This window comes from Streptomyces sp. NPDC002209, assembly GCF_042890265.1.
In the GTDB taxonomy this organism is placed as follows: domain Bacteria; phylum Actinomycetota; class Actinomycetes; order Streptomycetales; family Streptomycetaceae; genus Streptomyces.
Map to the genome: position 1 here is coordinate 24,047 of NZ_JBIARX010000029.1, position 26,565 is coordinate 50,611.

The 26,565-nt window shown below is 71.2% G+C and carries 26 protein-coding genes and 2 pseudogenes; 15 read left to right on the forward strand and 13 right to left on the reverse strand.

The window, feature by feature from the left end; all coding sequences use genetic code 11:
- Positions 1 to 217 precede the first annotated feature (217 nt).
- From ACFYXK_RS32255 to ACFYXK_RS32265, 3 genes are read left to right on the forward strand one after another with little or no spacing between them, the layout of a single operon-like run.
- The gene (locus tag ACFYXK_RS32255; protein ID WP_389414370.1) at positions 218 to 1,345 is read left to right on the forward strand and encodes a S1C family serine protease; all 1,128 of its coding nucleotides are present in this window, start codon (positions 218 to 220) and stop codon (positions 1,343 to 1,345) included.
- A 54-nt stretch (positions 1,346 to 1,399) separates the two neighbouring features.
- Positions 1,400 to 2,152, forward strand: a complete 753-nt coding sequence (locus ACFYXK_RS32260) for a response regulator transcription factor (protein ID WP_389414371.1) — start codon at positions 1,400 to 1,402, stop codon at positions 2,150 to 2,152.
- The gene (locus ACFYXK_RS32265) at positions 2,149 to 3,582 is read left to right on the forward strand and encodes a sensor histidine kinase (RefSeq protein ID WP_389414372.1); all 1,434 of its coding nucleotides are present in this window, start codon (positions 2,149 to 2,151) and stop codon (positions 3,580 to 3,582) included. The genes ACFYXK_RS32260 and ACFYXK_RS32265 overlap by 4 nt, the downstream gene beginning before the upstream one ends.
- Before the next feature lie 9 nt (positions 3,583 to 3,591).
- Here ACFYXK_RS32265 and ACFYXK_RS32270 read toward each other — a convergent pair whose 3' ends face one another.
- Positions 3,592 to 4,485, reverse strand: coding sequence for a phosphatidylinositol-specific phospholipase C (locus ACFYXK_RS32270; protein WP_389414373.1), 894 nt, complete (start codon positions 4,483 to 4,485; stop codon positions 3,592 to 3,594).
- A gap of 102 nt (positions 4,486 to 4,587) precedes the next feature.
- Positions 4,588 to 5,157 (reverse strand): TetR/AcrR family transcriptional regulator, encoded by a 570-nt coding sequence (locus tag ACFYXK_RS32275; protein WP_389414374.1) that lies wholly within the window; start codon positions 5,155 to 5,157, stop codon positions 4,588 to 4,590.
- Positions 5,158 to 5,301: 144 nt separating this feature from the next.
- On the opposite strand from ACFYXK_RS32275, the gene ACFYXK_RS32280 reads away from it, so the two are divergent.
- Positions 5,302 to 6,087 (forward strand): alpha/beta fold hydrolase, encoded by a 786-nt coding sequence (locus tag ACFYXK_RS32280; RefSeq protein WP_389414375.1) that lies wholly within the window; start codon positions 5,302 to 5,304, stop codon positions 6,085 to 6,087.
- A gap of 113 nt (positions 6,088 to 6,200) precedes the next feature.
- Here the strand turns inward: ACFYXK_RS32280 and ACFYXK_RS32285 are convergent, their stop codons facing one another.
- On the reverse strand, positions 6,201 to 6,887 hold the full coding sequence (locus tag ACFYXK_RS32285) for a 5'-nucleotidase C-terminal domain-containing protein (RefSeq protein ID WP_389414400.1): 687 nt from the start codon (positions 6,885 to 6,887) through the stop codon (positions 6,201 to 6,203).
- A 65-nt stretch (positions 6,888 to 6,952) separates the two neighbouring features.
- Here ACFYXK_RS32285 and ACFYXK_RS32290 point away from each other — a divergent pair.
- Positions 6,953 to 7,003: pseudogene (locus ACFYXK_RS32290) on the forward strand (hypothetical protein); the annotation flags it as partial.
- 88 nt (positions 7,004 to 7,091) lie between these two features.
- Here ACFYXK_RS32290 and ACFYXK_RS32295 read toward each other — a convergent pair.
- A pseudogene (locus ACFYXK_RS32295) lies at positions 7,092 to 8,015 on the reverse strand (bifunctional metallophosphatase/5'-nucleotidase); the annotation flags it as partial.
- Positions 8,016 to 8,190: 175 nt separating this feature from the next.
- Between ACFYXK_RS32295 and mshD the strand changes: the two are divergent.
- The 7 genes from mshD to pstB all read left to right on the forward strand — a co-directional run bounded on the left by mshD (position 8,191) and on the right by pstB (position 17,002).
- On the forward strand, positions 8,191 to 9,123 hold the full coding sequence (gene mshD, locus ACFYXK_RS32300) for a mycothiol synthase (protein ID WP_389414376.1): 933 nt from the start codon (positions 8,191 to 8,193) through the stop codon (positions 9,121 to 9,123).
- Between the two features lie 234 nt (positions 9,124 to 9,357).
- Positions 9,358 to 11,631 (forward strand): RNA degradosome polyphosphate kinase, encoded by a 2,274-nt coding sequence (locus ACFYXK_RS32305; RefSeq protein ID WP_389414377.1) that lies wholly within the window; start codon positions 9,358 to 9,360, stop codon positions 11,629 to 11,631.
- On the forward strand, positions 11,612 to 12,568 hold the full coding sequence (locus ACFYXK_RS32310) for a CHAD domain-containing protein (RefSeq protein ID WP_389414378.1): 957 nt from the start codon (positions 11,612 to 11,614) through the stop codon (positions 12,566 to 12,568). Before ACFYXK_RS32305 ends, ACFYXK_RS32310 begins: the two co-directional genes overlap by 20 nt.
- Positions 12,569 to 12,856: 288 nt before the next feature.
- Positions 12,857 to 13,996 (forward strand): phosphate ABC transporter substrate-binding protein PstS, encoded by a 1,140-nt coding sequence (gene pstS, locus ACFYXK_RS32315; protein WP_389414379.1) that lies wholly within the window; start codon positions 12,857 to 12,859, stop codon positions 13,994 to 13,996.
- A 127-nt stretch (positions 13,997 to 14,123) separates the two neighbouring features.
- Complete coding sequence (gene pstC, locus ACFYXK_RS32320) at positions 14,124 to 15,113, forward strand: phosphate ABC transporter permease subunit PstC (protein WP_136225790.1); 990 nt, start codon at positions 14,124 to 14,126, stop codon at positions 15,111 to 15,113.
- Entirely contained in the window at positions 15,113 to 16,195 is a 1,083-nt protein-coding gene (gene pstA, locus ACFYXK_RS32325) for a phosphate ABC transporter permease PstA (RefSeq protein WP_389414380.1), read from the forward strand. Before pstC ends, pstA begins: the two co-directional genes overlap by 1 nt.
- A 30-nt stretch (positions 16,196 to 16,225) precedes the next feature.
- A complete protein-coding gene (gene pstB, locus ACFYXK_RS32330; protein WP_389414381.1) occupies positions 16,226 to 17,002 on the forward strand; it encodes a phosphate ABC transporter ATP-binding protein PstB in 777 nt (258 codons plus the stop codon).
- 131 nt (positions 17,003 to 17,133) lie between these two features.
- On the opposite strand, the gene ACFYXK_RS32335 is transcribed toward pstB, so the two are convergent.
- Both ACFYXK_RS32335 and ACFYXK_RS32340 read right to left on the reverse strand, forming a co-directional pair.
- Positions 17,134 to 18,135, reverse strand: coding sequence for an anion permease (locus ACFYXK_RS32335; protein WP_389414382.1), 1,002 nt, complete (start codon positions 18,133 to 18,135; stop codon positions 17,134 to 17,136).
- A gap of 5 nt (positions 18,136 to 18,140) precedes the next feature.
- Positions 18,141 to 18,761 carry a DUF47 domain-containing protein gene (locus tag ACFYXK_RS32340; protein ID WP_030157116.1) on the reverse strand — a complete coding sequence of 207 codons (621 nt, stop codon included), beginning with the start codon at positions 18,759 to 18,761 and terminating at the stop codon, positions 18,141 to 18,143.
- A 205-nt stretch (positions 18,762 to 18,966) separates the two neighbouring features.
- On the opposite strand from ACFYXK_RS32340, the gene ACFYXK_RS32345 reads away from it, so the two are divergent.
- Positions 18,967 to 19,305 carry a metal-sensitive transcriptional regulator gene (locus ACFYXK_RS32345; RefSeq protein WP_383517190.1) on the forward strand — a complete coding sequence of 113 codons (339 nt, stop codon included), beginning with the start codon at positions 18,967 to 18,969 and terminating at the stop codon, positions 19,303 to 19,305.
- Between the two features lie 27 nt (positions 19,306 to 19,332).
- On the opposite strand, the gene ACFYXK_RS32350 is transcribed toward ACFYXK_RS32345, so the two are convergent.
- Complete coding sequence (locus tag ACFYXK_RS32350) at positions 19,333 to 19,485, reverse strand: hypothetical protein (protein ID WP_165937309.1); 153 nt, start codon at positions 19,483 to 19,485, stop codon at positions 19,333 to 19,335.
- Between the two features lie 162 nt (positions 19,486 to 19,647).
- Positions 19,648 to 20,481 (reverse strand): hypothetical protein, encoded by an 834-nt coding sequence (locus ACFYXK_RS32355; protein ID WP_389414383.1) that lies wholly within the window; start codon positions 20,479 to 20,481, stop codon positions 19,648 to 19,650.
- A gap of 131 nt (positions 20,482 to 20,612) precedes the next feature.
- On the opposite strand from ACFYXK_RS32355, the gene ACFYXK_RS32360 reads away from it, so the two are divergent.
- Complete coding sequence (locus ACFYXK_RS32360; protein WP_389414384.1) at positions 20,613 to 20,822, forward strand: hypothetical protein; 210 nt, start codon at positions 20,613 to 20,615, stop codon at positions 20,820 to 20,822.
- A 100-nt stretch (positions 20,823 to 20,922) separates the two neighbouring features.
- Positions 20,923 to 21,156 (forward strand): hypothetical protein, encoded by a 234-nt coding sequence (locus tag ACFYXK_RS32365; protein WP_389414385.1) that lies wholly within the window; start codon positions 20,923 to 20,925, stop codon positions 21,154 to 21,156.
- A gap of 123 nt (positions 21,157 to 21,279) precedes the next feature.
- Here the strand turns inward: ACFYXK_RS32365 and ACFYXK_RS32370 are convergent, their stop codons facing one another.
- The 5 genes from ACFYXK_RS32370 to ACFYXK_RS32390 all read right to left on the reverse strand — a co-directional run bounded on the left by ACFYXK_RS32370 (position 21,280) and on the right by ACFYXK_RS32390 (position 26,522).
- Positions 21,280 to 21,996 carry a phosphatase PAP2 family protein gene (locus tag ACFYXK_RS32370; RefSeq protein ID WP_389414386.1) on the reverse strand — a complete coding sequence of 239 codons (717 nt, stop codon included), beginning with the start codon at positions 21,994 to 21,996 and terminating at the stop codon, positions 21,280 to 21,282.
- A gap of 213 nt (positions 21,997 to 22,209) precedes the next feature.
- Positions 22,210 to 23,220, reverse strand: coding sequence for an NlpC/P60 family protein (locus tag ACFYXK_RS32375; protein ID WP_389414401.1), 1,011 nt, complete (start codon positions 23,218 to 23,220; stop codon positions 22,210 to 22,212).
- 76 nt (positions 23,221 to 23,296) lie between these two features.
- Entirely contained in the window at positions 23,297 to 24,964 is a 1,668-nt protein-coding gene (locus ACFYXK_RS32380) for a serine/threonine-protein kinase (protein WP_389414387.1), read from the reverse strand.
- 60 nt (positions 24,965 to 25,024) lie between these two features.
- The gene (locus ACFYXK_RS32385) at positions 25,025 to 25,819 is read right to left on the reverse strand and encodes a thioesterase family protein (RefSeq protein WP_389414388.1); all 795 of its coding nucleotides are present in this window, start codon (positions 25,817 to 25,819) and stop codon (positions 25,025 to 25,027) included.
- 94 nt (positions 25,820 to 25,913) lie between these two features.
- A complete protein-coding gene (locus ACFYXK_RS32390) occupies positions 25,914 to 26,522 on the reverse strand; it encodes a LysE family translocator (RefSeq protein ID WP_383517208.1) in 609 nt (202 codons plus the stop codon).
- Between the last annotated feature and the right edge of the window lie 43 nt (positions 26,523 to 26,565).

Below are 26,565 nucleotides of genomic sequence, written 5' to 3' on the forward strand. Positions count from 1 at the left end.
GCGACCCTCGCAACCGCTCGGCGCCAGGGCGCCTCCCGGGCTTCGGCTCGCTGCGCCGGACTCCGTCCGTCGGCTCCTGGCCGGGGTACTCCACCCCGCTGTGCCGGCTCCACCGGTGGCCCGGGGTAGGCGGGCTTATGTCGGGCTTACGCAGTTCTGTCGCGGATCTCAGCGGGGACTCAGGAAGCTCTCATGATCCGCGGACAGAGTTGTGGTCATGACCGAGAGCTTCCGCCGCGAAGGCGAGTACCCGCAGGAGAACGGCCCGACCCAGAGCGCGCCCCTCGGCGGGGCCTACCCGCCGCCGCCCGCCTACCCGCCCCCGGCGGCACCCGGCTGGCACGAGGCGCACCAGCCCCCGGCAGCCCCCGCAGCTCCCGCAGCCCCGGAGGGCACCCTGCACCAGCCCCCGGAGGGCCCCGCGCACGCCGCGCGGGCCCGGCGGCCCGTCGCGCTGCTCGTCGCCGTGGCGCTGGCCGCCGCCGTCGTCGGGGGCGGCACCGCCGCCGCCGTGCAGCAAGTGCTCGGCAGCCGGGGCGGCAGCGGTGGCGGCGTCACCGGCACCAACGTCTCCCAGTCCAGCAGCGGCACCGTCTCCGGAGTGGCCGAGCAGGTCAGCCCCTCCGTCGTCCGGATCGACACCCGCACCGGCTCCGGCCAGGGCACCGGCTCCGGCATCGTGGTCACCGCCGACGGCGAGATCGTCACCAACAACCACGTGATCGACGGCGCCACCGAGATCCAGGTGACGATGAGCGACGGCAAGAAGTACACCGCCAAGACCGTCGGCACCGACCCCGGCAAGGACCTCGCCCTCATCAAGCTCCAGGGCGCGAGCGGGCTCAAGCCGGCCAGGCTCGGCGACTCCGACAACCTCAAGGTCGGCGACCAGGTCGTCGCCATCGGCTCCCCCGACCGCCTGACCGGCACGGTCACGAGCGGCATCGTCTCCGCCCTGAACCGCGAGGTGAACGTGCCCAAGTCCGAGCAGCAGGCTCCCCAGCGCCAGCGCGGCGGCGGCAGCTGGCCGTTCTCGTACGACGGTCAGCAGTTCAACGGGAACACCGGAGCGGACACCACCTCGTACAAGGCCATCCAGACGGACGCCTCCCTCAACCCGGGCAACTCCGGCGGCGCCCTCGTCAACATGAACGGCGAGATCGTGGGCATGCCCTCCGCGATCTACTCCCCCTCGAGCGACAGCTCCACCGCCGGCAGCGTCGGCCTCGGCTTCGCCATCCCGGTGAACACGATCAAGGCCGATCTCGCCTCCCTCCGCAAGGGCGGCACCGGCAACAGCGGCGGCAGCGGCGGCGTCGCCGACGGCTTCGGGACCTCGTACTAGGCCTCCCGTGCGAGCCTGGTACGACCGACCACGACCACCCCTGGGGGACCGCAGATGAATCCGGCCGAAGGCGACCCGCACCGCATCCTCGTCGTCGACGACGAGCCCGCCGTGCGGGAGGCGCTGCGCCGCAGCCTCGCCTTCGAGGGGTACGCCGTGCAGACCGCCGTCGACGGGCTCGACGCCCTCGACAAGGCGGCCTCGTACGACCCCGGACTGATCGTCCTCGACATCCAGATGCCCCGCATGGACGGCCTGACGGCGGCCCGCCGGCTGCGTGCCTCCGGCAGCACCACCCCGATCCTGATGCTGACCGCCCGCGACACCGTCGGCGACCGCGTCACCGGCCTCGACGCGGGCGCCGACGACTACCTCGTGAAGCCGTTCGAGCTCGACGAGCTCTTCGCCCGCGTCCGCGCCCTGCTGCGCCGCAGCGCGTACGCCGCCCCGCGGCCCGGCGGCCTCGAAGCCGAGGAGACGGACACCCTGGCCTTCGGCGACCTGCGCATGGACCTCGCCACCCGCGAGGTCACCCGGTCCGGGCGCCGGGTGGAGCTGACCCGCACCGAGTTCACGCTGCTGGAGATGTTCCTGGCGCACCCGCGCCAGGTGCTGACCCGCGAGCAGATCCTCAAGACCGTCTGGGGCTTCGACTTCGAGCCCAGTTCCAACTCCCTGGACGTGTACGTCATGTACCTGCGCCGCAAGACCGAGGCCGGCGGCGAGCCCCGCCTGGTCCACACCGTGCGCGGGGTGGGCTACGTCCTGCGCACCGCCGCGGCCGGCGACTCCGGAGGGCCCGAGTGAGCCCGGTCGCCCGATTCCGTGCGCTGCCCCTGCGCTCGCGGCTCGCGCTGCTGGTGACGGTCGCGGTGGCGGTCGCCGTCGCGGCCGTCGCCGTCGTCAGCTGGTTCATGGTCCGTACGCAGCTGAAGGGTCAGCTGGACAGCTCGCTGCGCTCCACCAACGCGAGCGCGCAGGCCAACCAGACGCTGCCCCAGCTCGGCTGCCGGGAGCAGGTGCCCGGCGCCATCGTGAACAACCTGAGCGCGCAGGTGCAGATCGTGCTGCCCACGGGCGGGCGCTGCTGGGTGGACGGCAAGAACACCCTCCCGGTGACGGGCTACGACCTCGAGGTCGCCCGGGGCGAGCGCGGCCCGGTGCTGTACGACGGCCGCACCACGGACGGCACGCCCGTACGGGTCTACACCCAGCCGGTGAACGTCACCGGCCCGGTGGGCGGCAGTGTCGCCATCTCCGTCGCCAAGCCGCTCGCCGACATCGAGAAGCCGCTGTCCACCCTGGCCTGGGTGCTGCTCTTCGTCTGCGGGGTCGGTGTCGTCGGCGCGGGCGCGGCCGGCCTGTGGGTGGCGCGTACGGGTCTGCGGCCGGTCGACGAACTCACGGGCGCCGTCGAGCACATCGCCCGGACCGAGGACCTCACCGTGCAGATCCCGCACGACGGCGACGACGAGATCGCCCGCCTGTCGCGGTCCTTCAACTCCATGACGGCGGCGCTCGCCTCCTCCCAGGAGCGGCAGGCCCAGCTGATCGCGGACGCCGGACACGAGCTGCGCACGCCGCTGACCTCGCTGCGGACCAACATCGAGCTGCTGGCGCGCAGTGAGGAGACCGGCCGGGCCATCCCGCCCGAGGACCGCAAGGAGCTGCTGGCCTCGGTCAAGGCGCAGATGACGGAGCTGGCCGCGCTGATCGGGGACCTCCAGGAGCTGTCCCGCCCGGACGCGGCCCCGCCGGCCAGGCTGGAGGTGGTGGCGCTGCAGGAGATCGTGCAGAGCGCGCTGTCCCGGGCCCGGCTGCGCGGCCCGGAGCTGGACTTCGCCTCCGATCTGGAGCCCTGGTACGTGCGGGGCGAGGCGGCGGCGCTGGAGCGAGCGGTGGTCAACGTCCTCGACAACGCGGTGAAGTTCAGCCCGCCGGGCGGCTCGGTGGAGGTCTCGCTGCGGGCGGGCGAGCTGGCCGTGCGCGACCACGGTCCCGGTGTCCCGGCCGAGGACCTCCCGTACGTGTTCGAGCGGTTCTGGCGGTCCCCGTCGGCCCGGGCCCTGCCGGGCAGCGGGCTCGGGCTGTCGATCGTGGCCCGTACGGCACAGCGCGCGGGCGGCAGCGCCGAGCTGCGGGCCCCGGCGGACGGCGGCCCGGGGACGGAGGCCCTCCTGCGCATCCCGGGCGCCCCCACCCCGCCGCCGGCCGACCGGCCGGACCCTGCCGCCTAGGGAGTTTCGTCAGTTGTGCCGGATCAGGGAGGCGACCAGGCCGGAGCGGGTGTTCGGGAAGTCCATCGGGACGATGCCCAGCCCGGTCCGGCCGGCCAGCTCCCCGCCGTCGACGAAGGCGTGCACCTGCGGGTTCAGCCGGTCGGAGTTCCAGCGCGGCGGCATGTACGCCGAGGTGCTGGTGTAGTTCACGAAGAGCTTGCCGGGCTGCTGGACGGCCCGGCGGAACTGGTTCTCGATCTTGCCGCGCTTGGCGAAGGGCTCGGCGTTCCAGTCGTCCTGGATGTCGAAGACGTTGCCGTCGCCGTAGCGCAGGCCGGGCAGGCCGCCGTTGTCGGCGAGCAGGACCACCTTGCCGCGGGCCTGGCCGAGGGCGGGCAGGGTGTCGGCGATCCGGAACAGCGGGCGCCAGCCCCGATGGTCGAGGTAGTCGTCGAAGACGGCGCGGAACGTGGCGTCGCTGTCCTCGGAGTACTCCTGCTTGAGCCGCATCAGCACGGTCTCGGAGGGGTACGCGGCGAGGAAGTTCGCGCAGGCGACGAGGACGTCCCCGAACATGAGGTCCTGGAAGAAGGCCGCGTGGTGGATGGCGAACGAGCCGCCCGTGACGCGGCAGCGGACGTCGAGGAAGCGGATCCCGGAGTCGAGCTGCTGGGCGATCGAGGTGTTCTGGCAGGCGACGTAGAGCCCGCCCTTGGTGGCGCCCGAGTCGTGCGTGCCGGGGATGGTCATGCGCTGCAGGGCCGTGGAGTCGCCGAGTCCGGCCATCCAGTCCTGCGTGCCGAGGGCGCCGCGGGTGCCGAAAGTGCGCGCGGAGGCCGGGGCCGCCGCTGCGAGGTTCACGGCAGCGCCCGCGCCCGCCGCCACCGTCCCGACCAGAAATGCCCGACGATCCAGTGCCATGTCCGCCCCTTTGCCGACCCGGTGATGGATTCCCAGCCACGGCTGGGTGGTGCCCCCGGATTCTGGCGTGCGGGACCGGCCTTTACTACCCTCCGGTAGCACTCATCTTTCGAGCAACTCGGCCATGGCGCGCAGCCCTTGGGCGAGCTCGCGCCCCTTTGGCGCCTGCTCCGGATCCGTCAGGGTCTGCACCATCACCCCGGTCAGCAGTGCGATGTGCACCGACCCGAGGGCCCGTACGTCCTCTTCGGTGACCGCGTCCTCGGGGACCCCGCGCAGCTGGGCGGCCACCATGCGGCGGGAGCGGCGCTGGCCCTCGGCGAGGGCCGCGAGCAGCTCGGGCGAGGACTGTGCGTGGACGAAGGCCTCGACGTTGGCGATCCACAGCCAGCGCATGTCGGCGAAGTCCTGGATCTTGCGGTCCCAGGTGTCGGCGTAACGCTCCTCGGTGGTGTCGCCCTGGCCGGTCAGCCGGCCGGAGCCGGCGGCCCACTCGTCCATGGCGGCGAACAGGGCGAGGTTGAGCAGGGCCTCGCGCGAGCCGAAGTGGTAGCCGATCGCGGCCATGCTCACCTTCGACGCCGAGGCGATGTCGCGCACGGTCGTGCGCAGGTACCCCTTCTCCTCCAGGCAGCGGCGCGCTCCGGCCAGCAGGTCCTCGCGATTTCCCATGCCGGGATCGTAGCCGCGCACCCACTCGGGGCTGCACACCCTCTTGGGCAAGTGCCCAATACAAACGTATTGCGCGCTTGCCCAAATCCTGGCAGGCTCGGGTACGCCACCGTCACCGCAGGACACACAGGGGAGAGCGGAACCATGCGCCACACGCTGACGATCGACGGCCGCACGTTGTCGTACCGGGACTTCGGCGGCCCGGGCCGCCCGCTGCTGGCCCTGCACGGGGGTCTGTCCGAAGGCCTCGCCTTCGCCGGCCTCGCCGACGCCCTGGACGACGAGTGGCGGGTCATCGCCCCCGACCAGCGCGGCCACGGCGACTCCGACCGGGCCGCCGACTACGGCCGCGCCGGATACGTCTCCGACGCCGTCGCGCTGCTCGACCACCTCGGCCTCGACGCCCCCGTCGCCCTCCTCGGCTACTCCCTCGGCGGGCTGAACGCCGTCCACCTGGCCGCCGCCCACCCCGACCGGATCTCGGCGCTCGTCAATGTGGACGCCACCGTCGAGGTCCGCCCCGTCCCGCAGGGAGCGGTCTTCGACTTCCTGCGGGACATGCGGTACACCGCTCCCACCCGCGAGGAGCTCCTCGCCGCGGCCGGGCCGGTGGGCTCCCGGTTCGTCGAACGGGTGCTGCGCCCGCTCCCCGCCGGCCAGGGCTGGCGGCTGCCGTTCCACCCGCAGGACATGCTCGACTCCATCGAGGCCTGCCGTGGCGAGCACTGGGACGCCTGGCTCGCGAGCACCTGCCCGGCCGTGCTGATCCACGGCACCGACAGCCGGCCGCTCAGCCGGGCCACGGCCGACGCGATGGTCGCCCGGCGGCCCGGGACCTCGTACACGCCCCTGGAGGGGGACCACTTCGTGCCGTTCACGGACCCGGCCGGCTTCCACGAGGCCGTGGGGAAGTTCCTCGCGACGCTCTGACGGCCACGACCGCCCCGTCACGGGGGTGCGGGGCGAACACCGAAGGGGCGGCGGGCCGCAGGGCCCGCCGCCCCTTCGGGCGTGCCAGGTGTCAGTTCGAAACCGTGCAGGTGCTACTTGATGACCGTGATGCGGTCCGCCGCCGGCGGGGCGATCGGAGCAGCCTGGGTCGACTTCCCCAGGTAGGCGTTGAACGCCTCCAGGTCGGGCACGCCGACCAGCTTGTTCTTGTGGTCCTTCAGGACGGTGAAGCCGTCACCGCCGCCCGCGAGGAACTCGTTCATCGCGACCCGGTAGGTCTTGGCGGGGTCGATCGCCGCGCCGTTCAGCTTCACCGAGTCCACGACGATGCGGTCCGCGCCCGTCTTCGTCATGTCCAGGGTGTAGGTGAAGCCCTTCGAGACCTGGAGGATCTTCGGGTTCGGGCCGTTGACCGTGCCGCTGACCTGCTGCTGGAGCGCGGTGATCAGCTGCGCGCCCGTCAGGTCGACGATGTTCATCAGGTTGTTGAACGGCTGGACCGTGTACGACTCGCCGTACGTCACGACGCCGTCGCCCTCGGTGCCCGCGGCCTTGTAGGCCAGGTCGGCACGGATGCCGCCCGGGTTCATGATGGCCAGCTGCGCGCCGCCCTTGGCCGCCGGGGCCGTGGCCTCCAGCTGCGCGTCGGCGATCAGGTCGCCGAGCGGCTTCTCGGGGGCCTCGGAGCCGCGGCCCGCGATGTCCGCCGAGATGTAGCCCATCGGACGGCTGGCGACCGGGGCGGCCAGCGCGTTCCAGCGGGTGATCAGCTCGGTCATGTCCGGGGCCTTGGGCACGTCCCGCGTGACGGCCTTGGTGACCGGCTTGGGCGCGAAGGCCGCGGTGCGGACGATGTCCTTGGTCTGGCGGTCGTACGTCAGCGTGGTGTCCGTGAACGCGCGGCCGTAGGAGGCGGCCGAGGTCACCATGCGCGGGTTGCCCGCCGGGTCCGGGATGTTGCAGGCGTACGCCTGGTGCGTGTGGCCGGTCACCAGCGCGTCGACCTTCGGGTCGATGTTCTTCGCGATGTCCACGATGGCGCCCGAGACGCCGGCGCCGGCACCCGGGACGTTGCAGTCGTAGTTGTACGCGCCGCTGGCGGGCAGGCCGCCCTCGTGGATCAGCGCGACGATCGACTTCACGCCCTGCTTGTCCAGCTCGGCGGCGTACTTGTTGATCGTCTCGACCTCGTCGCCGAACTTCAGGCCCTTGACCCCGTCGGCGGTCACGACGTCCGGCGTGCCCTCCAGGGTGACGCCGATGAAGCCGATCTTCACGTCCCCCTTCTTCCAGATGAAGGTCGGGTTCAGCAGCGGACGCTTGGTCTTCTCGTCCGTGACGTTCGCCGCGAGGTACTTGTACTCGGTGCCCGTGTACTCCTTGCCGAACTCGAAGCAGCCGTCGACCGGGTGGCAGCCGCCGTACGCCATGCGGCGCAGCTCGGTCTTGCCCTCGTCGAACTCGTGGTTGCCGACGCTGCTGACGTCCAGCTTCAGCTTGTTCAGCGCCTCGACGGTGGGCTCGTCGTGGAAGAGACCGGACAGCATCGGGCTGCCGCCGATCATGTCACCGGCCGCGGCCGTGACGGAGTACTCGTGGCCCTTGCGGGCCTCGCGCAGGCTGGTCGCCAGGTACTCGACACCACCGGCGGGTATCGCCTTGGTGGTGCCGTCCGCCTGACGCTCGCTCACGGTGCCGGAAGAGCCCTGCGGGGGCTCCAGGGTGCCGTGGAAGTCGTTGAACGACAGCATCTGCACGTCGACGGTGCGGCTCTTGCCGGCACCGCCACCACTCGCGGCACCGGCCGGCAGTGCGGCCGCGACCATCGCTCCGGCCCCGGCCGTGACGGCGAGAGCGGCGAAGGTCAACCGGCGGGCTCGGCGGTGCCGTTGTGGCGTCGCTGACATTTAGTCCCCTTTTGGACAGCGGTAAAACTCGGGAGGTCGGCGGCAGCCTATGGTCAACGCGCGTAGCACGACAGGGGGTACGGGTGTCGGCCTGGTTACACGTAGGAGACGGCTCACCGTCGGCCCGCTGCACGCACACCACCGCGGGCGCCTCCCACGGCCGTACGCTCGACGTATGACTGACGACGCAGCAGCGGCCCTGGAGCCGGGACGCCAGATTGAGACCCTCGACGAGCTGACGGAGGAACAGGCCGAGGCCGTGCTCGCCCTCATCGAGGACGCGGCGCGCACGGACGGCACGACCGCCGTGTCCGAGCAGGGCCGCCTCCAGCTGCGCGGCGGGCGCCGCGAGGGCATCCGGCACTTCCTGCTCACCGAGAAGGGGCGGCTCGCCGGATACGGACAACTGGAGGACACCGACCCGGTGGAGGCCCCCGCCGCCGAGCTCGTCGTCCACCCCGCGCTGCGCGGGCGCGGGCACGGACGGGCGCTGGGCTCGGCCCTGCTGGCCGCCTCCGGCAAGCGGATCCGGGTGTGGGCGCACGGCGGCAAGTCGGCCGCCCGCCACCTCGCCCAGGTCCTCGGCCTGACCCTGTTCCGCGAGCTGCGCCAGCTGCGCCGCCCCCTCGGCCCGGACGGGCCCCCGCTGCCCGAGGTGGTACTGCCGGCCGGGGTGACCGTACGCACCTTCGTGCCCGGCGAGGACGACGCGGCCTGGCTCGCGGTCAACGCGGCCGCCTTCGCCCACCACCCCGAACAGGGCGCGCTGACCCAGCGGGACCTGAACGACCGCATCGCACAGCCCTGGTTCGACCCCAAGGGCTTCTTCCTCGCCGAGCGGGACGGGGAGCTCGTCGGCTTCCACTGGACCAAGGTCCACGCCGGGGAGCGGCTCGGGGAGGTCTACGTGCTCGGCGTCCGCCCCGGCGCCCAGGGCGGCGGCCTCGGCAAGGCCCTCACCGCGATCGGCCTGCACCACCTCGCCGGGGCCGGCCTGCCCACCGCGATGCTGTACGTGGACGCCGACAATCCGGCGGCCCTCGCCGTCTACGAGGGCCTCGGCTTCAGCACCCACGAGGTCGACCTGATGTACCGCACCGAGAGCTGATCCGCAGCCCCGGGGGAAGCCCGTACGGGTGCGCCGGGAGCGCGCGGGGCCCGTACGGGTGTATTCCGGGCGCGGAAAAGACGTACTCGTGCACCACCCGGAGCCTGGAAGCCATGCGCCATTCACCGGACCTTAAGACGCGCTTGCGACTCTCCCGGCATGCAGCCCCGACTCCGACCGACGGCGACCCCTTCCGACGCGCCTGTCCTGCCGCTTGCGCGGAACAATGGAGTCATGAGCCACCAGCCCAGCGCAGGCCCCACCGAGGTCCCCGCCCAGCACCCGTCTCACACGTCCCCCGCCGCCTCCCCCGGCCCGGCGGCGAAGCCTGCGCGGATCGGCTCCATAGCCGCGCACCGCCCGCATTCCGGCCTCGAACCCGGGCTCGCCCCCGATCTCGACGCCGACCTGGACGCCTACGACGACAAAGAGGGCGGCGAGCTCCCCCCGGGGCGGTTCCTCGACCGCGAGCGCAGCTGGCTGGCCTTCAACGAGCGGGTCCTGGAGCTGGCCGAGGACCCGGCAACCCCGCTCCTGGAGCGCGCCAACTTCCTGGCGATCTTCGCGAGCAACCTCGACGAGTTCTTCATGGTCCGCGTCGCCGGCCTCAAGCGCCGCATCGCGACCGGCGTCGCCACCCGTTCGGCCTCCGGTCTGCAGCCCCGCGAGGTGCTCGACCTGATCTGGACGCGCTCGCGCGAGCTCATGGCCCGGCACGCCGCCTGCTTCCAGCAGGACATCTCCCCGCAGCTCGCCGAAGAGGGCATCCACCTCATCCGCTGGCCGGACCTCACCGAGAAGGAGCAGGCCCGCCTCTTCACGCTGTTCCGGAACCAGATCTTCCCGGTGCTCACCCCGCTGGCCGTGGACCCCGCGCACCCGTTCCCGTACATCTCCGGGCTCTCCCTGAACCTGGCCGTCGTCGTCCGCAACCCCGTCAGCGGCCACCGCCACTTCGCCCGCGTCAAGGTCCCGCCGCTGCTCTCCCGCTTCCTGGAGGCCTCCCCGCAGCGCTACGTCCCCCTCGAGGACGTCATCGCCGCGCACCTGGAGGAGCTCTTCCCCGGCATGGAGGTGCTCGCGCACCACATGTTCCGGGTGACCCGCAACGAGGACCTCGAGGTCGAGGAGGACGACGCCGAGAACCTGCTCCAGGCCCTGGAGAAGGAGCTCATGCGGCGCCGCTTCGGCCCGCCGGTGCGCCTGGAGGTCGAGGAGTCCATCGACCCCGGCATCCTGGACCTCCTCGTGCAGGAGCTGAACGTCTCCGCCGCCGAGGTCTACCCGCTGCCCGGCCCGCTGGACCTGACCGGCCTCTTCGGCATCGCCTCGCTGGACCGGCCCGAGCTGAAGTACCCCAAGTTCGTCGCCGGCACCCACCGCGACCTCGCCGAGGTCGAGTCCGCGTCCGCGCCCGACATCTTCGCCGCGCTGCGCGAGCGGGACGTGCTGCTGCACCACCCGTACGACTCCTTCTCCACCTCGGTGCAGGCCTTCCTGGAGCAGGCCGCCGCCGACCCGGACGTCCTCGCGATCAAGCAGACGCTGTACCGGACCTCCGGCGACTCGCCGATCGTGGACGCCCTGATCGACGCCGCCGAATCCGGCAAGCAGGTCCTCGTACTCGTCGAGATCAAGGCCCGCTTCGACGAGCAGGCCAACATCAAGTGGGCCCGCAAGCTGGAGGAGTCCGGCTGCCACGTCGTCTACGGCCTGGTGGGCCTCAAGACCCACTGCAAGCTGTCGCTCGTCGTCCGCCAGGAGGGCGACACGCTGCGCCGCTACTCCCACGTCGGCACCGGCAACTACCACCCCAAGACCGCCCGCCTGTACGAGGACCTCGGCCTGCTCACCGCCGACCCGCAGGTCGGCGCGGACCTCTCCGACCTCTTCAACCGGCTGTCCGGGTACTCGCGCCGCGAGACCTACCGCCGGCTGATCGTCGCGCCGCGCTCGCTGCGCGACGGACTGATCGCGCGGATCGACAAGGAGGCCGCCCACCACCGGGCCGGCCGCCCCGCGTACGTGCGCCTCAAGATGAACTCGATCGTCGACGAGGCCCTGATCGACTCGCTCTACCGGGCCTCCCAGGCGGGAGTGCCCGTCGACATCTGGGTCCGCGGCATCTGCGCCGTGCGTCCCGGGGTGCCCGGGCTCTCGGAGAACATCCGGGTCCGCTCGATCCTCGGCCGCTTCCTGGAACACTCCCGGGTCTTCGCCTTCGGCAACGGCGGCGAGCCCGAGGTGTGGATCGGCAGCGCCGACATGATGCACCGCAACCTCGACCGCCGCATCGAGGCACTGGTCAGGGTCGCCGACCCGGCCCACCGCGCGGCACTGGACCGGATGCTGGAGACCGGGATGTCCGACGCCACCTCCTCCTGGCACCTGGGCCCGGACGGCGAATGGACCCGGCACAGCACGGACCACGAAGGCCAGCCGCTGCGGCACGTTCAGGAGATGCTCATAGACGCCCGGAGGCGCCGGCGTGGCTCTGCCAAACCATGACCTGACAGCGCGTGGAGAGGGCTCCGCGGGTGACGTGCTCGGCACGTACCTGCGGGCCCAGGCCACCGCCTTCCTGCGCGGGCTCCGCCTCCACGAGGAGAGCGGGGCCGACGCCGCGGAGGGCAGCGATGCGGCGCGCAGCCTGCGGGGGGCTGCGCGCCGCATCAGCGGGTCCCTGACCACCTTCCGAGTGGTGACCGAGTCCTCCTGGGCCGACGGGCTGCGCACCGAGCTGGTGTGGCTGTCCTCGACCCTGGCGGACGAGCACGCGTACGCCGCCCGGCTGACCCGGCTGCTGGACGCCCTGCACCGGCTGTCCGGCTCGCCGGAGGTGCCCGCGCCCCGCGGTGCCTCGGGTGCGCTGACGGTGGGCTCGGCGCGGGCGGCCGCCCTGCTGGAGCGGCAGCTGACGCTGGCCCGGACCCGGGCCCACTCGGCGACCCTGCAGGCGCTGGGCTCGTCCCGGTTCCACGCGGTCGCGGACGCGGTGGCGGTCCTGGCCTCCGAGGTGCCGCTGGACGCGGTCGCGGCCCGGGGACGGGTCGACGAGGTCCTGGTCCCGCTGGCGGAGGTGGCCCGGACCCGGCTGGCGACGGCCGTCTCGGCGCTGCCGCACGCCGCCGAGGCCCACCCGTACAACCCCGACCACGACGGCTCCTGGCACGAGGTGCGCCGGCTGCTGCGGGTCCACCGCTACGCCCGGGAGGCCCTGGGCGAGGACGTGGCCCGGCTCGTGGCCGCCGGGGACGCCCTGGACCGCCACCGCGACGCCGCGGAAGCCGCGGCGGCCTCGGCGACGGCGGCCCGCACACCGCGGATCGCCCCGGCGACGGCGTACGCGCTGGGGGTGCTGCACGCGGACCAGCGGCACGAGGTGGAGGCGGCCCGGTTCACCTTCCAGGACCTGTGGCAGCCCGCGGCGGCGCCCGCTCTCTGACCGAAAGGAATCGGCCATTCCAAAGCCGGTCACATAACGGTAACGACGGGACAACGGCGGATGACACTCCGGAGCAAACCCGGCCATCCGCACCAGGCCGTCCGCCATGGTTCACCGTCCGTTCACTTGCCCCGGTCGGCCGCTTCACCTGATCTGCCTAATTTCAGTGGTGCACGGAGCGCGTCGCCCACCAGATCGAATGACACGCCGTGCAACCGACGTAGTCCTCTTCGCACGCCGCCCCGATACAGAAAGCGGCCGGCGGCTTCTGGAAGGAACACCCGAAAAGTGAAGCTTCAGCGCAAGAACATGCTTCGTGCCTCTGCCCTCGGGGCGCTCGTCGTGTCCGGCGCCCTGGTCCTCACGGCGTGCGGCTCGGACGACAACACGAAGGATGGCGGCGCCGCCAGCGGCAAGCCGTCGGCCGCCGCCGCGGGCGACATCAAGTGCGACGACGCCAAGGGCAAGCTCCTCGCCTCCGGCTCCTCCGCCCAGAAGAACGCCGTGGACCTGTGGGTCAAGAACTACATGGCCGCCTGCTCCGGCGTCGAGGTCAACTACAAGTCCTCCTCCTCCGGTGAGGGCATCGTCGCCTTCAACCAGGGCACCGTCGGTTTCGCCGGCTCGGACTCCGCGCTGAAGCCCGAGGCAGTCGAGGAGTCGAAGAAGGTCTGCACCGGCGGCCAGGGCATCAACCTGCCCATGGTCGGCGGCCCCATCGCCATCGGCTTCAACGTCGCCGGCGTGGACAAGCTGACGCTGGACGCCCCCACCCTCGCCAACATCTTCAACGACAAGATCAAGAAGTGGGACGACGAGGCGATCAAGAAGCTGAACCCCGGCGTCACGCTTCCCTCCACCGCCATCCAGGCGTTCCACCGCTCCGAGGACTCGGGCACCACCGAGAACCTGGGCAAGTACCTCAAGGCCGCCGCTCCCGAGGCCTGGACGTACGAGGCCGCCAAGAAGTGGCCGGCCCCCGGTGGCCAGGCCGCCTCCGGCTCCGCCGGTGTCGCCTCGCAGGTCAAGACCGTTGACGGCGCGATCGGCTACTTCGAGCTCTCCTACGCCTCGGCGCAGAGCATCAAGACGGTCGACGTGAACACGGGCGCCGCCGCCCCGGTCAAGGCCTCCGCCGACAGCGCCTCCAAGGCCATCGCCGCAGCCAAGATCGCCGGGACCGGCTCCGACCTGGCGCTTAAGCTCGACTACACGACCAAGGCCGAGGGTGCGTACCCGATCGTCCTGGTGACGTACGAGGTCGTCTGCGACAAGGGCAACAAGCCCGAGACGCTCGCCACCGTCAAGTCCTTCCTGAACTACACCGCCTCGGACGCGGGTCAGAAGATCCTCTCCGAGAACGGCTACGCGCCGATCCCGGCCGAGATCAACACCAAGGTCCGCGAAGTCATCAAGTCGCTGTCCTAATCACTGAGCCGAAGGTGCCGGGCAGTTCCCGTCCGAACTGCCCGGCGCCCGAGGACCCTCCCCTCCACCCAGGGGATCCGGTGCACCGCCGCCAGGGGGCCTTCCCCCCACCCAGACCGGAAAGATCATGGCTTCCACCACACCCACCCAGATAGACCAGGCTCCGCCTGTCTCCAAGAGCGCAAGGTCCACCGGCCGCGCCGGTGACAAGATCTTCGCCGGGCTCTCCAAGGGCTCCGGCATCCTGCTCCTGGTGATCATGGCGTCGATCGCCATCTTCCTCACCTACCGCGCCTCGATCGCACTGTCGAAGAACGAGGGGAACTTCCTCACCACCTTCGACTGGAACGCGTCGGCCAACCCGCCCGTCTTCGGCATCGCCGTCCTGCTCTTCGGCACCGTCGTCAGCTCGATCATCGCGATGGCCATCGCGGTTCCGATCGCTGTCGGCATCGCCCTCTTCATCTCGCACTACGCGCCGCGCAAGCTGGCCGCCCCGCTCGCGTACGTGGTCGACCTGCTGGCCGCCGTGCCCTCGATCATCTACGGCATCTGGGGCGCGCTGTTCCTCGTCCCGCAGCTCGGAGGCCTGAACCTCTGGCTGGACGAGTACATGGGCTGGACCTACGTCTTCGACAAGACCCAGGTCGGCGTCGCGCGCTCGCTCTTCACCGTCGGCATCCTGCTCGCGATCATGATCCTCCCGATCGTGACCAGCGTCAGCCGCGAGGTCTTCCTGCAGGTCCCGCGCATGAACGAGGAGGCCGCCCTGGCCCTCGGCGCGACCCGCTGGGAGGTCATCCGCATGTCGGTGCTGCCCTTCGGCCGCTCCGGCGTCATCTCCGCCTCGATGCTCGGCCTCGGCCGCGCCCTCGGCGAGACCATGGCCGTCGCCACGGTCCTGTCCCCGAGCTTCCTGATCAACGGGCACATCCTGGACCCGGGCGGCGGCACGTTCGCGCAGAACATCGCCGCGAAGTTCGACGAGGCCAACGAGTTCGGCCGCGACGCCCTGATCGCCTCCGGTCTCGTGCTCTTCCTGCTCACCCTGCTGGTCAACGGCGCAGCCCGGCTGATCATCGCCCGTCGCAAGGACTTCTCGGGGGCGAACGCCTGATGAGCCACGCACTCCAGGACCAGCGGCCCGCCCGGGCCCCGAAGTCCGCCGCTCCCGCCAGCCTCACCCGAGGCGGCCTCCCCCGCTGGGCCCCGGCCGGCATCGCGGTCCTCTCGATCGCCCTCGGCTGCGGCATCGGCGCCGTCGCCGACCTCCACAGCAAGATCCAGTGGGGCCTGATCGCCTCGGTCCTGTTCGTCGCGATCACGTACACCGCCAGCGCGGTCGTCGAGAACCGCCGCCAGGCCAAGGACCGCATCGCGACCTCCGTCGTGTGGGTCAGCTTCGTCCTCGCGGTCATCCCGCTGCTCTCGCTGATCTGGACCACCATCAGCCGCGGCATGGAGGCCCTCTCCGGGGACTTCCTCAGCCACTCGATGAACGGCGTCACCAGCTTCGAGCAGGGCGGCGGCGTCTACCACGCGCTGCTCGGCACCATCGAGCAGGTCGCCCTGGCCACCGTGATCGCCGCGCCGATCGGCCTGCTGACCGCCGTCTACCTGGTCGAGTACGGCCGGGGTTCGCTCGCCAAGGCCGTGACCTTCTTCGTCGACGTCATGACCGGCATCCCCTCCATCGTCGCGGGCCTGTTCATCCTGACGACCTGGAACCTGGCGCTCGGCTTCGGCCCGTCCGGCTTCGCCGGCTCGATGGCCCTGTCGATCCTGATGATGCCCGTCGTGGTCCGCTCCACCGAGGAGATGCTCAAGCTCGTCCCGAACGAGCTGCGCGAGGCCGCCCTCGCCCTCGGCGTGCCGAAGTGGCGCGTGATCCTCAAGGTCGTGCTCCCCACCGCCATCGGCGGCATCGCGACCGGCGTCATGCTGGCCGTCGCCCGCATCGCCGGTGAGACCGCGCCGATCATGCTGCTGGTCTTCGGTACCCAGCTGATCAACGGCAACCCCTTCGAAGGTGCTCAGTCCTCGCTTCCGCTGTACATCTGGGAGCAGTACAAGGTCGGCAGTGACGCCTCCTACGACCGGGCATGGGCCGCAGCGCTCGTCCTGATCGCCTTCGTCATGATCCTCAATCTGGTGGCCCGCGGCATCGCCCGCTGGAAGGCCCCGAAGACCGGTCGCTGACGCGACCACATGAAAGCGAAGTGACCCCTCATGGCGAAGCGAATCGACGTCAGCGGACTGTCCGCCTTCTACGGCGCCCACAAGGCCATCGATGACATCTCGATGACCGTGGAGCCCCGCTCCGTGACCGCCTTCATCGGCCCGTCCGGCTGCGGCAAGTCCACCTTCCTGCGCACCCTGAACCGCATGCACGAGGTCACCCCCGGCGGCCGCGTCGAGGGCAAGGTGCTGCTGGACGACGAGAACCTGTACGGCGCCGGCGTCGACCCGGTCGCGGTCCGCCGCACCGTCGGCATGGTCTTCCAGCGTCCGAACCCCTTCCCCACCATGTCGATCTTCGACAACGTGGCGGCGGGCCTGCGCCTGAACGGCAGCTTCAAGAAGTCCGAGCTCGCGGAGATAGTGGAGCGGTCCCTGAAGGGCGCCAACCTCTGGAACGAGGTCAAGGACCGCCTGAACAAGCCGGGCTCCGGCCTCTCCGGCGGCCAGCAGCAGCGTCTGTGCATCGCCCGCGCCATCGCGGTCGAGCCGGCGGTCCTGCTGATGGACGAGCCCTGCTCGGCCCTGGACCCGATCTCCACCCTCGCGATCGAGGACCTGATCGGCGAGCTGAAGGAGCGCTTCACGATCGTCATCGTGACGCACAACATGCAGCAGGCCGCCCGCGTCTCCGACCGCACCGCCTTCTTCAACCTGGCGGCGGTCGGCCAGCCCGGCAAGCTCGTCGAGATCGACGACACGGACCGGATCTTCTCGAACCCGTCCGTGCAGGCGACCGAGGACTACATCTCGGGCCGCTTCGGCTAGGCCGAAGCCCTCAGATGTGTTGAACGTCCTGCGGTGCTGCATGGCGGTGCCACCGCAAGGCGAAAGAAAAGGGCCGGCTCCCCCTGGGTGGGGGGAGCCGGCCCGCTTTCGTTCCCGCGTGCGTCGTCCCGCTAGCCGACGAAGGCCAGGTCGACGATCCAGAAGCTGAGCGCGGCGACCAGCGCCGCGGCCGGCATGGTGATGAACCAGCCCAGGACGATGTTCTTGGCGACGCCCCAGCGGACCGCGTTGACGCGCTTGGTCGCACCCACACCCATGATCGCCGAGGTGATCACGTGGGTGGTGGAGATCGGCGCGTGGAACAGGAACGCCGAGCCGAACATGATCGAGGCGCCGGTGGTCTCGGCGGCGAAGCCCTGCGGCGGGTCCAGCTCGATGATCTTGCGGCCCAGCGTGCGCATGATGCGCCAGCCGCCCGCGTACGTACCGAGCGACAGCATCACGGCGCACACGAGCTTGACCCAGACCGGGATCGCGTCGCCGTTCTGCTGCACATCGGCGATGACCAGGGCCATCATCACGATGCCCATCGTCTTCTGCGCGTCCTGGAGGCCGTGGCCGAGGGCCATGCCGGCCGCCGAGACCGTCTGCGCGATACGGAAGCCGCGCTTGGCCTTGTGCGGGTTGGCCCGGCGGAACATCCACAGGATGACGACCATCACCAGATAGCCGACGACCAGGCCGACGACCGGCGAGACGAACATCGGGATGACGACCTTGTCGAGGACTCCCGACCAGATGACCTGCGTGCCGCCGGCCAGCGCCGCGCCCACCATGCCGCCGAACAGCGCGTGCGAGGAGGACGAGGGAAGCCCGAAGTACCAGGTGACCAGGTTCCAGACGATCGCGCCGACCAGGGCCGCGAAGAGGATCCACATGCCCGTCTTGCCGGTGGGCGTCTCGATCAGGCCCTCACTGACCGTCTTGGCGACCCCGCTGCCCAGGAAGGCACCGGCGAGGTTCATCACCGCGGCCATCGCGAGGGCGGCGCGCGGGGTCAGCGCGCGGGTCGAGACGGAGGTCGCGATCGCGTTCGCAGAGTCGTGGAAACCGTTGGTGTACGTGAAACCGAGCGCGACACCGATGGTCACGATCAGAGCGAAGGTGTCCACGAGGTTCAGGACTCCTTGACCGCGATGGTCTCCACCGTGTTCGCGACGTGCTCGAACGCGTCGGCCGCCTCTTCGAGCACGTCGACGATCTGCTTGAGCTTCAGCACCTCGATGGCGTCGTACTTGCCGTTGAAGAGCTGGGCGAGCAGCTTGCGGTGGATCTGGTCGGCCTGGTTCTCGAGGCGGTTGACCTCGATCCAGTACTCGGTCAGGTTGTCCATCGTCCGCAGGTGCGGCATGGCCTCGGCGGTCAGCTCGGCCGCCCGCGCCAGCACCTCGATCTGCTGCTCGACACCCTTGGGGAGCTCCTCCACCTGGTAGAGGACGACCAGGTCGACGGCCTCCTCCATGAAGTCCATGATGTCGTCGAGGGACGAGGCCAGGTTGTAGATGTCCTCGCGGTCGAACGGCGTGATGAAGGAGGAGTTCAGCTGGTGGAAGATCGCGTGAGTGGCGTCGTCCCCCGCGTGCTCGGCTGCCCGCATCCGCTCCGCGATCTCGGCCCGGGCGGAGGAGTCCGCTCCGAGCAGTTCCATAAGGAGCTTGGAGCCCGTGACGATGTTGTCCGCGGATGCGGCGAACATGTCGTAGAAGCTCGTCTCCCTGGGGGTCAGACGAAATCGCACGTGAGGTCCTCGGGGTGCATTGGATTCGGTCAGGCTGATGCTAGGCGCATCCCCCGGCCACGGCTAACCGGCGGTTCCGGGCGGTTCCCCAGTGTCCTCCATCAGGCAGAGTGAGGACCACGGGCCCCTGTCCCTTCGACCAGGGCCCAGTACCCTATACCCATGAGGGGTATGCACCCCTCAGGTCCGGACCACGGGAGGACGCATGACTGCCATCGAGGCGGAAGGCTCCGGAGCCGACCTCGCCACCACCGCCGGCGCGGTGCACGGCTACCACCACCAGAAGGACGAGCACCTCAAGCGGCTGCGCCGGATCGAGGGCCAGATCAGGGGTCTGCAGCGGCTCGTCGACGAGGACGTCTACTGCATCGACATACTCACCCAGGTCTCGGCCAGCACGAAGGCCCTCCAGTCGTTCGCGCTCCAGCTGCTCGAGGAGCACCTGCGGCACTGCGTCGCCGACGCGGCCGTCAAGGGCGGGGACGAGATCGACGCCAAGGTCGAGGAAGCGACGAAGGCCATCGCGCGCCTGCTGCGCACCTGAGCCCTTCGGCCCGTGCTGCGGATGCGGCTACAGCCCGAGACCCATCAGGACCTCGTCGATCCGGTCCTGGCTGAGCCGCTCCTCGTCCGCCGCGGAGGCCGCGATGATCAGCTCGCCGCACAGCTCGATCTCGGCGAGCGCCACGTGGTCCTGCACCGTCGTACCGCCAGCGGGAGTCACGCGTGTCACCTCAATCTGCCGTCATCGGTCATCGGGTCATCGGTCGTCGGCGCTCGATGTCTCAGCGTAGGGAGGGCGGGGCGCTGTGCGCATGACACGGATGGACCATTTCCGGATACCGGGCCATGGCCCGATCGCGCCGCTCCGGAACCGTCCGGCCGGCTATTCGGCGATCTTCCCGGCGTAAATGTCCCCGCTTGCGGGCAATACGACGGTCACCGGGGTCCCGAACCCGTAGAGCAGCGTGGTGGAGGAGACATCGATCACGCCATTGTTGACGTAGGTGAAACGGTGCCGGACCTTCCGCAGCCGGCCTTCCTCGTCGAGATAGACGTCGAAGGGGACCGCGTCCTTGCTGAACCCTTTCGCCGCTGCCTCCAGTGCCCCGCGGACCGCCGGTGAGGCGTTCTTCGCGGCCTGCCCGATGTCGGTGGTCCCGCGGTAGTGCCGCACCTTGGTGCCCGCCACCTCGGTCTCGCCCACGTACGTCGCCTCCTGTACGCCGCGCAGCAGCTCGGCGGCGACCAGCGGGTCGGTGGCCCCGCCCGTGACCAGGTTCCCGTCCGCGAGGGTCGTCGTGTCGACCCGGACCCACTTGTCGGCGGGGACGCCCGCGCCCCGGTTCTTCATGTAGAGGGCGCCGGGTACGAGCAGCTCGGTGATGGGCCGGTGCTCGTCCTTGCCGGCCGCGTCGGCCGGGAGCATCACCAGGAGCTGGCCCATCCGGTTCTTGAAGTCGACCCCGCCCTCGCCGCGGATGGTGACCCGGGTCCCGCCGGTGGCCATCTCCATCGCCGTACGGGCCTGCGCGCTGCCCGTCTTCGCCAGCAGGTCGGCGACCCCCCGGACGGTCGCGGCCGGGTCGGCGGCGGGCCGGCCGTCGTCCTTGTCCGCGCCTCCGCACCCGCTCATCGCGGCCACGGTCACGGCCATGGAGAAGGCGAGCACCGCCTCACCCGCACGCCCGCGCCGCCGCCTGTGCTGGTGCACCACCATCGCCTGCCAACCCCCAACGCATGACCGCTGTTTGCCCGAGGCCCCCACCCGCTCCGGTTAACGAGGTCCGGGGTTTCCCGTCACGGGCCGCCGCCGTCCCGGACCCGTGCCGGACCCAGTACCTTGGTGGTGTGGATCCGCACACCAAGGCGTCGCTCGTCCCTCCGCTTGAAGCCGTGCCGCTCCCCCGCACCACCGAGCGGCCACCCACCGGGCACACCACGAGCACCGCCGAGCGCGGCTCGTTCTGCCTGGCCCTGTGCACCTGCGGCTGGAAGGGCCCGGCCCGCCGCTCCCGCGACCTGGCCCGCAAGGACGCGGGCCGGCACACCTCGGGCTAGGTGTGTTGTCCCGGGACCGGTCCGGGGCAGGGGGTCTTCTTGATCGCCCGTTCGGACGGCCCGGCTGGCCGACGCCCCCGGGAGCGGATGCCCTGGATGCATGCCAGGACCCGCACCCCGCGTCGCCGCCCTCCTCTGGGCCCTGCTCATCGCGCTCACACCCGCCGCCGTGGCCTCGGCGCGCCCGACGGGCTCGGCGGACGGCCCGGCCGATGTGGCCCTGGCCATCGGGGCGACCACCACCGCGGCCGTGGCCACCGGTCTGTGGCTGCGCTCCCGCTACCGCCGCGAGGACGAGTCGGAGCGCCACGGCGCGGAGAGCGGCGACCCGTGACCCCTCGGCCCCGGCCCCGCCCCCGACCGAGGGCGGTCCGCCTGTGCTTCGGCGGAGCGGGCCTGTGCCTGCTGGCGGCCGTCCTGATCTCCGTATGGGACGCCTACGGCCGACCCTGAACGGCTACGCCGCGAGGTCGCTCTCGTGCGTGCGGCAGCCCGGCGGCGGGGTCTGCGGCGCGGCGAGGTCCACCGGGAGCGGCAGCGCGCGGCGCTTGGCCCGGACGAGCCGCCCCGCGCGCGGGGAACGGGCCACCGCCCGCACGAGCGGGTTCAGCAGGGCCATCGCGAGCGGCGCGAGCACCAGCACCACGGCGGTGCCGAGCGCGAAGCCGCCGATGACGTCCGTCGGGTAGTGCACCCCGAGGTACACGCGGCAGACGCCCTCGGCGAGGGCCAGGCCGATCCCGATGAGCCCGAACTTCCGGTTCGCGATGAACAGGCCGACGCCCAGGGCCATCGCGAGGGTGGCGTGGTCGCTGACGAAGGAGAAGTCGCCGGGGCCGGCGTCCGGTGCCAGCACGTCCAGTCCGCTGTGCGCGGTGAACGGCCGCGGCCGCCCGACGAAGGCGCGCAGCGGGACGTTGACGAGGAGGGCGAGCGCGGCGGCGAACGGGGCCCACACCAGCGCGGCGAACGACTCGACGGCCGTGGACTCGTCCTGCCGGCGCGCACTGTGCCAGCACCACAGGACGAGGAGCACCAGGGCCAGCGGGATCCCGTACGCGCTCACGAGGCCGACGGCCCGGTCGACACCGGCCGGGGCGTGCCGGGCCAGTCCGTTGATGTCGTACAGCAGGCTGACGTCCACGTTCGGCCCACTACTTGTGAGTCCAGCCATGGCGATGCGGCCCCTTGCCCTTGCTCGGTTCCCCTCGGGCGCACACCTGCGTGCGCCCCTGAACCCCCCCGTTGATCAAGCCTGCGTCCATGGAACGCCCGTTCTGAACGCCACGTTCCACTCTCCACCGAATGATCACGGCAACGTTATCGAAGAGTGACTCGTCGTCGCAGCTCAGGGCCTTGGGTTGACGCAGCGTGGCGAACCGTGCAGCTAGGGCGACTTGGCGTCGGCGGTGCGGTCGGGGAGGGCCTCGGCGCCGTCCTTGGTGACACGCGTCGCGCCGAAGTAGTCCGGGGTGTCGATCTTGTCGAAGCGGATCACCGCGCCGGTGTACGGGGCGTTGATCATGTATCCGCCGCCCACGTAGAGGCCGACGTGCCGGATCTCCCGAGAGTTCGTCAGATCATCGGAGAAGAACACCAGGTCGCCGGGGAGCAGTTCGCCGCGCGCGGGATGCGGCCCGGCGTTGTACTGGTCGTTGGCGACGCGCGGCAGCTCGATCCCCACCGACTCGTACGCCGCCTTCGTCAGCCCCGAGCAGTCGAACCGCCCGTCCTGGTCCGGCGTACCGTTGCCGCCCCACAGGTACGGGGTCCCCAGCTGCTTCTGCGCGAAGTAGATGGCCCCGGCGGCCTGCTGCGAGGGCGCGACCCGCCCGACCGGCCGCTCGAAGCTCTTCGCGAGGGTCGTGATGGTCTTCACGTACCCCTGGGTCTCCTTGTACGGGGGCACCCCGCCGTACTTGATGACCGCGTACGCCCCCGCGTTGTAGGCCGCGAGCATGTTGCTCGTCGAGTCCCCGGGCACCCCCGCCACGTCCTTGGCCAGCTCGCAGTCGTACGAAGCGGCCGAAGGGATCGCATCATTGGGGTCCCAGATGTCGCGGTCGCCGTCACCGTCCCCGTCGATACCGTGCCCGGCCCACGTGCCCGGGATGAACTGCGCGATACCGCGGGCATCGGCCGGGCTGACGGCGCTCGGATTCCACCCGCTCTCCGAGTACAGCTGGGCGGCCAGCAGCGCGGGGGTCATGGCCGGGCACAGGGTCCCCCACTTCTGCACCAGGTTCTGGTACTTCGCGGGTACGGCCCCCTTGGCCAGCCCGACCACACGCCCCCCGGCCGCCCCGGCACCCACGAGGCCGGCCGCGGCGGAGTACGTACCCACCACGATCAGCACGAGGAAGCTCAGACAGAGCCCGATCCCGATCCCGCTCGCCATCCAGAATCTGCGCACCCGTCAACACTCCCCCATCCCCGTCGCTTTAACGTGTGAATCGCTCGTGTCGCCGGATCCACTACCCCACTCGGAAGCCCGTGCAGTGGATGCTCGAGTACTTCGCAGGGTCATCCTCGACGTGGTAGAAGACCACCGTCCAGTCCCCCGGGTCGTTGGCCAGGGGCACGCCGGGGTACGTCTTGCCGTTCACGTGCTCCGCGAAGTCGTCCGGGTATTTGAGCGTCAGGAACTCGCCCGTCTTCCACTTGCTGTAGATGTCGACGGGCTTGCTGGTGAAGCCCACCGCCTTGTTGTCCATGGGGAAGGGCATACCGGTGGACGGGCTGAGGTCGTGCGGGGACCTGACCGCCACCGACACGTAGTACGGATCGGGTTTGGTCGCGCTGCTCTCCGCGTACTTGATGCGCATGCTGATGCTCACGGACTTCCCCGCGACCTCGGCGCCGGCCTGCATGTCCGCGCCCGGCGGCTTCTGCTCCGGACCCAGGTTGCACGCGCCGGTACCGTGCGCGGCGCGCTCCGGGTCGGTGGAGGGCAGCCAGAAGTAGTGCGAGATCTGGTTGCCCTCGATGTACTCGGCCGGCGGCTTGGCTGCGGCGCCCGCGGACGCCGAGGGCGCACCGCCCCCCGCGTCCGGCGCCTGTCCGGGCGTGCCCGTGGCACCCGCCGCGCCGTCCTTGCCCCGGCCCCCCTGACCGTCCCCGTCGAACGGCACCAGCTTCCAGGCGGCCAGCGACAGGGCCGCGGCCACCGCCACGGCCGCCACCCACACGCCTGTCCGCCCGCGCCCCGGCGCAGTCACGGCCGAGTGCTGCGTCGGCGTGTAGCCGTACGGCAGGCCCGGCCCCTGCGTCCGCATCTCGTGCACCGGTACGGCCTCGCCCAGCGCGCCCAGCCCCAGGTACACGGGATCGTCGATCAGCGCGTCCCGTACGCCGCACCGGCCGATGACCTCGGGCAGGGCGGGCCGGGCCGCCGGGTCCTTCGCCACGCACGCCTCGATCAGGGCCGCCAGCCCCGGCTCCACCCCGGCCACGTCGATCGGCTCGTGCACCGCCCGGTAACTCACGCTCGTCGCGGCGCCCGTACCGAACGGCGCCCGCCCGGTCGCCGCGTACGCCAGCGTCGCGCCCAGCGCGAAGACGTCCGCCGCGGGCCCCGCCCCGGCCCCGAGCAGCACCTCGGGCGCGGTGTACCCCGGGGTCCCCGGGGCCTGGCCGTCCTGGGTGAGGGCCGTCTCGCCCACGCCGCGCGCGATGCCGAAGTCGATGAGCTGCGGGCCCTGCGCGCCCAGGATGACGTTGTGCGGCTTGAGGTCCCGGTGCGTCACCCCGTACGCGTGGACGCTCGCGAGCCCCTCCGCCAGCGCCGCGAACAGCCGGCGGCAGGTGTCCGCGGGCAAACCCCCGCGCTCCGCGACGGCGTGCCCGAGCGTCGGGCCCGCCACGTACTCCGTGGCCAGCCAGAACGGCGGCGCCGCGAGCGAGGCGTCGATCAGGTTCGCCGTGTACGCCGACCGCACCGCGCGCACGGTCTCGGCCTCGCGCCGGAACCGGGCCAGCGCCTCGGGGTGGCCGGTGATCTCGTCCCGGATCACCTTCACGGCGACCAGGCGTCCGCCGGGCGAGCGCCCGAGGTACACCTGCCCCATCCCTCCGGCACCGAGCCGGGCCAACAGCGCGTGCGCCCCGATCCGGGCGGGGTCGACGTCTCTCAGGGGCTCCATTGGCACGAGCCTGCCACACCGACTCCCGTACCACGGAACCGGGTTGACGCGAGAGGACGACTAGGAACGCGGCGCCACGAACAGGCTCTGCGCGCTCCGCCCGATCGGCCCCTTCTCGTCGTGCAGCCGGGCGTCCGCGAGCCCGATCCCGCCCGCGTCCACGCTCGTACGGGCCTCCACGCAGGCCCACTCGCCCACCGGGTGGCGGTGCAGGTGCACGGTCAGGTCGCTGTTGATGAACACGTACCGCCCGAAGTCCAGGACCGAGCTGATCCCGTTGCCCGAGTCGGCGGCGATCAGGACCCGGTCCAGCGGCCTGGTCTCCTCCCCGACGACGAGCGGCACCTTCATCCGCATCCAGCAGGTGCCGGGCCCGAGCGATACGAACGCACCCTGCGTGAACCGGGTCTCCATCGCCGAGTGGTAGCCGGTCTCCCACGGCACCGGGAAGAACGGCGTCACCTCCACCTCCCCGGGCGGCGGCAGCTGCGGCCCCGGGGCCACGCCCGGCACGGCCTCCTCGGCCACCCGGATCCGCAGCGCCCGCGCGAGCATCACCGGCGCGGTCCCGGCCGGGGCGAGGGCGGCCTCGACCACCTCCGTGCTGCGGCCGGCCCGGAGCACCGACGTGGTGATCTCCAGCGGGCCGATCGGCACCGGCCGCAGGATCTCGTACGTGATCCGCGCGATCCGCATGTCGGTGCGGGCGCCCGCCCGCTCCTCCACGGCCCGGCCCAGCAGCGCGGCCGGCGGCCCGGCATGCTGCGAGCCGGGGTCCCACGGCCCGCGCGTGTACTCGGTGGCCAGGAACCGCCCGGCATCGACCCGCTCGAAGAACGCCTCGGAGATCGCCATGCCCGGCACGCTACCGACAGGTAACCCGCCTCGCCAGGCCTTCGCGGAACAACGGAACGACGGAACGAAGGCGACGGCGGCGACGACGACGGCCTCAGCGGGCGAAGCCCAGCCCGACCCCGAGCCCCACCAGCACCGAGCCGATCGCCCGGTTCAGCGCCTTCTGCGCCTTCAGCATCCGCTCGCGCAGCCGGGAGTTCGAGAAGAACAGCGCGACCGCGCCGAACCAGCCCAAGTGCGCCGCCGACATGAACAGCCCGTACCCGGCCTGCTGCCACACCGGGGTGTCCGGGTTGACCACCTGCGTGAACGTCGACACGACGAACAGCGTCGTCTTCGGATTGAGCACGTTGGTCAGGAACCCGGACCGCAGCGCGCCCAGCCGGGTCAGCTCCGGCTTGGACTCCAGGTCCACGCTCAGCTCGGCCCGCGCCCGGAAGGTCCGGATCCCGATCCACACCAGGTACGCGGCGCCCGCCAGCTTGATCGCCGTGAACAGGGCCGTGGAGGAGGCGATCAGGAGTCCGACCCCGAGCATCGTGTACGAGACGTGCACCAGCACGCCGGCCGCGACCCCGGCCGCCGCGAACAGCCCGGTGGGCCGCCCGTACAGATAGCTGTTCCGGACGACCATCGCGAAATCGGCGCCGGGGCTGATCACGGCGAGGAGGGTGATGACGGCAACTGCGATCACTTCTGTCATGTACGGATGCTCACCGCACCGGGCCCCACGATCAACCGGGTTC

What these genes read in the sequence shown, in the direction of transcription:
- pstC (WP_136225790.1), top strand. Translation starts at nt 14,124, where the DNA reads ATGGCTTCCACCACACCCACCCAGATAGACCAGGCTCCGCCTGTCTCC.
- pstB (WP_389414381.1), top strand. Translation starts at nt 16,226, where the DNA reads ATGGCGAAGCGAATCGACGTCAGCGGACTGTCCGCCTTCTACGGCGCC.
- ACFYXK_RS32285 (WP_389414400.1), bottom strand. Translation starts at nt 6,887, where the DNA reads ATGACCGAGCTGATCACCCGCTGGAACGCGCTGGCCGCCCCGGTCGCC.
- ACFYXK_RS32345 (WP_383517190.1), top strand. Translation starts at nt 18,967, where the DNA reads ATGACTGCCATCGAGGCGGAAGGCTCCGGAGCCGACCTCGCCACCACC.
- ACFYXK_RS32390 (WP_383517208.1), bottom strand. Translation starts at nt 26,522, where the DNA reads ATGACAGAAGTGATCGCAGTTGCCGTCATCACCCTCCTCGCCGTGATC.
- ACFYXK_RS32305 (WP_389414377.1), top strand. Translation starts at nt 9,358, where the DNA reads ATGAGCCACCAGCCCAGCGCAGGCCCCACCGAGGTCCCCGCCCAGCAC.
- ACFYXK_RS32370 (WP_389414386.1), bottom strand. Translation starts at nt 21,996, where the DNA reads ATGGCTGGACTCACAAGTAGTGGGCCGAACGTGGACGTCAGCCTGCTG.
- ACFYXK_RS32355 (WP_389414383.1), bottom strand. Translation starts at nt 20,481, where the DNA reads ATGGTGGTGCACCAGCACAGGCGGCGGCGCGGGCGTGCGGGTGAGGCG.
- ACFYXK_RS32260 (WP_389414371.1), top strand. Translation starts at nt 1,400, where the DNA reads ATGAATCCGGCCGAAGGCGACCCGCACCGCATCCTCGTCGTCGACGAC.
- ACFYXK_RS32365 (WP_389414385.1), top strand. Translation starts at nt 20,923, where the DNA reads ATGCCAGGACCCGCACCCCGCGTCGCCGCCCTCCTCTGGGCCCTGCTC.
- ACFYXK_RS32380 (WP_389414387.1), bottom strand. Translation starts at nt 24,964, where the DNA reads ATGGAGCCCCTGAGAGACGTCGACCCCGCCCGGATCGGGGCGCACGCG.
- mshD (WP_389414376.1), top strand. Translation starts at nt 8,191, where the DNA reads ATGACTGACGACGCAGCAGCGGCCCTGGAGCCGGGACGCCAGATTGAG.
- ACFYXK_RS32255 (WP_389414370.1), top strand. Translation starts at nt 218, where the DNA reads ATGACCGAGAGCTTCCGCCGCGAAGGCGAGTACCCGCAGGAGAACGGC.
- ACFYXK_RS32385 (WP_389414388.1), bottom strand. Translation starts at nt 25,819, where the DNA reads ATGGCGATCTCCGAGGCGTTCTTCGAGCGGGTCGATGCCGGGCGGTTC.
- pstA (WP_389414380.1), top strand. Translation starts at nt 15,113, where the DNA reads ATGAGCCACGCACTCCAGGACCAGCGGCCCGCCCGGGCCCCGAAGTCC.
- ACFYXK_RS32270 (WP_389414373.1), bottom strand. Translation starts at nt 4,485, where the DNA reads ATGGCACTGGATCGTCGGGCATTTCTGGTCGGGACGGTGGCGGCGGGC.
- ACFYXK_RS32375 (WP_389414401.1), bottom strand. Translation starts at nt 23,220, where the DNA reads ATGGCGAGCGGGATCGGGATCGGGCTCTGTCTGAGCTTCCTCGTGCTG.
- ACFYXK_RS32275 (WP_389414374.1), bottom strand. Translation starts at nt 5,157, where the DNA reads ATGGGAAATCGCGAGGACCTGCTGGCCGGAGCGCGCCGCTGCCTGGAG.
- ACFYXK_RS32280 (WP_389414375.1), top strand. Translation starts at nt 5,302, where the DNA reads ATGCGCCACACGCTGACGATCGACGGCCGCACGTTGTCGTACCGGGAC.